Annotated in this window: 3 protein-coding genes; all 3 read right to left on the reverse strand. The window is 69.6% G+C overall.

Features of this window, described 5'->3' with window-relative positions; all coding sequences use genetic code 11:
• Positions 1 to 1230: 2-oxoglutarate dehydrogenase E1 subunit family protein (locus tag AC32QD_RS00685; protein WP_492008551.1), on the reverse strand; the 1230-nt coding region annotated here is incomplete at its 3' end.
• 364 nt (positions 1231 to 1594) lie between these two features.
• Positions 1595 to 2476, reverse strand: a complete 882-nt coding sequence (gene sucD, locus AC32QD_RS00690; protein ID WP_492008552.1) for a succinate--CoA ligase subunit alpha — start codon at positions 2474 to 2476, stop codon at positions 1595 to 1597.
• Between the two features lie 2 nt (positions 2477 to 2478).
• Positions 2479 to 3602 (reverse strand): ADP-forming succinate--CoA ligase subunit beta (sucC, locus tag AC32QD_RS00695; protein WP_492008553.1); only part of this gene is annotated, 1124 nt, incomplete at its 5' end.

The raw sequence follows: 3602 nt of genomic DNA on the forward strand, positions 1-3602 counted from the left end.
CCCCGAGAGCCCGAAGCACTCGGCCACCACGCCCTGGCCGGCGATGGCCGCGTCGCCGTGGATCAGCAGGGGGACCACCGTGGTGCGGTCGTCGCCGTATTTCTCCTGCTTGGCGCGCACCTTGCCGATCACCACCGGGTTCACCGCCTCGAGATGCGAGGGGTTGGCGGTGAGCGAGAGGTGCACCCGGTTGCCGTCGAACTCGCGGTCCGACGAGGCGCCGAGATGGTATTTCACGTCGCCCGAGCCCTCGACGTCGTCCGGCGCGAAGCTGCCGCCCTGGAACTCGTGGAAGATGGCCTGGAACGGCTTTTGCAGTACGTTGGCGAGGATGTTGAGCCGGCCGCGATGCGGCATGCCGATGACGATCTCCTTCACGCCGAGCGCGCCGCCGCGCTTGATGATCTGCTCCATCATAGGCACCAGCGTCTCGCCGCCGTCGATGCCGAAGCGCTTGGTGCCCAGATACTTGACGTGCAGGAACTTCTCCAGGCCCTCGGCCTCGACCAGCTTGTTCAGGATGGCGCGCCGGCCGCGCTTGGTGAACTGGATCTCCTTGCCGTAGCCCTCGATGCGCTCCTGCAGCCAGGACTTCGCCTCCGGGTCGAGCAGGTGCATGAACTGCAGCGCGAAGGTGCCCTGGTAGGTGCGCTTCAACAGCGCCTCGACCTCGCGCATGGTGGCGTATTCGAGGCCGAGCACGTTGTCGATGTAGATCTGCCGGTCGAGGTCGGCCTCCTTGAAGCCGAAGAAGCAGGGATCGAACTCGGGGTGCCGCACCCGGCCCTGCAGGTGCAGCGGGTCGAGGTCGGCGCCGAGATGGCCGCGCGAGCGGAACGAGCGGATGTACATGATTGCGCGGATCGAATCGCGCGCCGCCGCCTGCACCTGCTCCTCGCCCAGCACCTCGCCGCGGGCGCGCGCCTTGGCGTCGATCTTCTTTGCCATGGCGGCGACGCCGGGCACCGAATCCCAGCGCCCGTCGAGCGCCGCGACCAGCTCGCCGTTCACCTCGGGCGGCCAGTCGGGGCGCGCCCAGGGGGCACCCCCGGCCTCGGCCTCGACCGCGTCCGGCGCGTCGTCGAGGCTGTCGAAATAGCGCGCCCAGCTCGGGTCGACCGAGCCGGGGTCCTTCACGTAGCGGGCGTAGAGCTGCTCGACATATTGGGCGTTGTGGCCCTGGAGGAAGGAGGAAGCGCGAAATCGACCGTTCGGGGTCTGCTCGTCCATCAATCCACGGGGAGGGCTTGCGGCCTCCCGGTCCCTTCAGCTTCGCGGCGGCGGCCCGTGGCGGGACGCCCGGCCCGGCGGCTGCCGGACCCGTTTGCCGCTCAAAATGGGGCGTTTGGCCCCCTGCGCAACGCCGGACGGTAACATGCTGCGGCTGAGGCGCAACTTAAACCGCCCGCCGCCCGGGGGGATGCGGGAATGATCACATTGTTGCGTGGCCCCCGGGCCGCGGCGCCGGCACACGGCACGGCGCGGCCCCGTGGCCTGGCCCGGGGCCGCGCTCCGTCATGCGGTGGGCAGCCGGGAGGTCCCGGCTCGGGGGCCGGGACCCAAGGGGCCGTGGTGGCGCGCCGGGGGGCTGCGGCTAGCCGATCGCCTTGAGGAGCGCCTCGGCCAACCCCGCCGGGCTCTCGGCCACCGAGATGCCGGCGGCGCGCATGGCCTCGATCTTGTCCTCGGCGCCGCCCTTGCCGCCGGCGATGATGGCGCCCGCATGGCCCATCCGCCGGCCCGGCGGCGCGGTGCGCCCGGCGATGAAGCCCGCGACCGGCTTGGCGCGGCCCCTCTTCTTCTCCGCGGCCAGGAAGGCGGCGGCGTCCTCCTCGGCCGCGCCGCCGATCTCGCCGATCATGATGATCGAGTCGGTCTCCTCGTCGCCCAGGAACAGCTCGAGGCAGTCGATGAACTCGGTGCCCTTGATCGGGTCGCCGCCGATGCCGATGCAGGTGGACTGGCCGAGCCCCGCGGCGGTGGTCTGCGCCACCGCCTCGTAGGTCAGGGTGCCCGAGCGCGACACGATGCCGACCGAGCCGCGCCGGTGGATGTGGCCGGGCATGATGCCGATCTTGCAGGCGTCGGGCGTGATGATGCCGGGGCAGTTCGGCCCGATCAGCCGGCTCGCCGAGCCCTCCAGCGCCCGCTTGACCTTCATCATGTCGAGCACCGGGATGCCTTCGGTGATGCACACGATCAGCGGCACCTCGGCGTCGATCGCCTCGAGAATCGCGTCCGCGGCAAAGGGCGGCGGCACGTAGATGGCGGAGGCGTCCGCCCCGGTCTTCTCGCGCGCCTCGGCCACCGTGTTGAACACGGGCAGGCCCAGATGCTCGGAGCCGCCCTTGCCCGGCGTCACGCCGCCGACCATCTGCGTGCCGTAGGCGATCGCCTGCTCGGAGTGGAAGGTCCCCTGCGAGCCGGTGAAGCCCTGGCAGATCACCTTGGTGTTTTCGTCGACGAGGACGGACATCTTCAGGCGCTCCCCTTCACTTCCTTGACGATTTTCTCGGCGGCGTCGGCCAGGTTGTCGGCGGCGATCACGTTGAGCCCCGAGTCGTTCAGGATCTGCTTGCCGCGGTCGACGTTGGTGCCCTCCAGCCGCACCACCAGCGGCACCTTCAGGCCGACCTCCTTGACCGCGGCGACCACGCCCTCGGCGATCACGTCGCAGCGCATGATGCCGCCGAAGATGTTGACCAGAATTCCCTTCACGTTCGGGTCGGAGGTGATGATCTTGAACGCCTCGGTCACCTTCTCCTTGGTGGCGCCGCCGCCCACGTCGAGGAAGTTGGCGGGCTCCGAGCCGAACAGCTTGATGATGTCCATGGTGGCCATGGCGAGCCCGGCGCCGTTGACCATGCAGCCGATCTCGCCGTCGAGCGCGATGTAGTTGAGGTCGTGCTTGCTGGCCTCGAGCTCCTTGGGGTCCTCTTCGGTCTCGTCGCGCAGCTCGGCGATCTCGTCGTGCCGGTAGAGCGCGTTGGAGTCGAAGTTCATCTTGGCGTCGAGCACCTGCAGCCCGCCCGCTTCGGTGACGATCAGCGGGTTGATCTCGACCAGCGAGCAGTCCTTCTCGGTGAAGACCCGGTAGAGCGTCGTAACCAGCCGGGCGCAGTCCTTGAACGCCTGGCCCGTGAGCCCGAGCGCGAACGCCACCTTGCGCCCGTGGAAGGGCATGACGCCGGTGGCGGGGTCGACCGAGAAGGTGAGGATCTTCTCGGGCGTCTTGGCCGCGACCTCCTCGATGTCCATGCCGCCCTCGGTCGAGGCGATGAACGAGACGCGCGAGGTGGCGCGGTCCACCAGCAGCGAGAGGTAGAGCTCGCGCGCGATCGCCGCGCCCTCCTCGAGGTAGACGCGGTTGACCTGCTTGCCCTTGGCGCCGGTCTGGTGCGTGACCAGGGTGTGGCCCAGCATCTTCTTCACCTCGGCCACGGCGTCGGCGTCGGATTTGGCGATTCGCACACCGCCCTTGTCGCCGGCCTCGGTCTCCTTGAAGCGGCCCTTGCCGCGGCCGCCGGCGTGGATCTGCGCCTTGACCACCCACACCGGGCCGCCGAGCTTATCAACCGCCGCCTCGGCCTCGCCGGGCGCGA

Source organism: Thermohalobaculum sp. (assembly GCF_058622915.1).

What these genes read in the sequence shown, in the direction of transcription:
- sucD (WP_492008552.1), bottom strand. Translation starts at nt 2,476, where the DNA reads ATGTCCGTCCTCGTCGACGAAAACACCAAGGTGATCTGCCAGGGCTTC.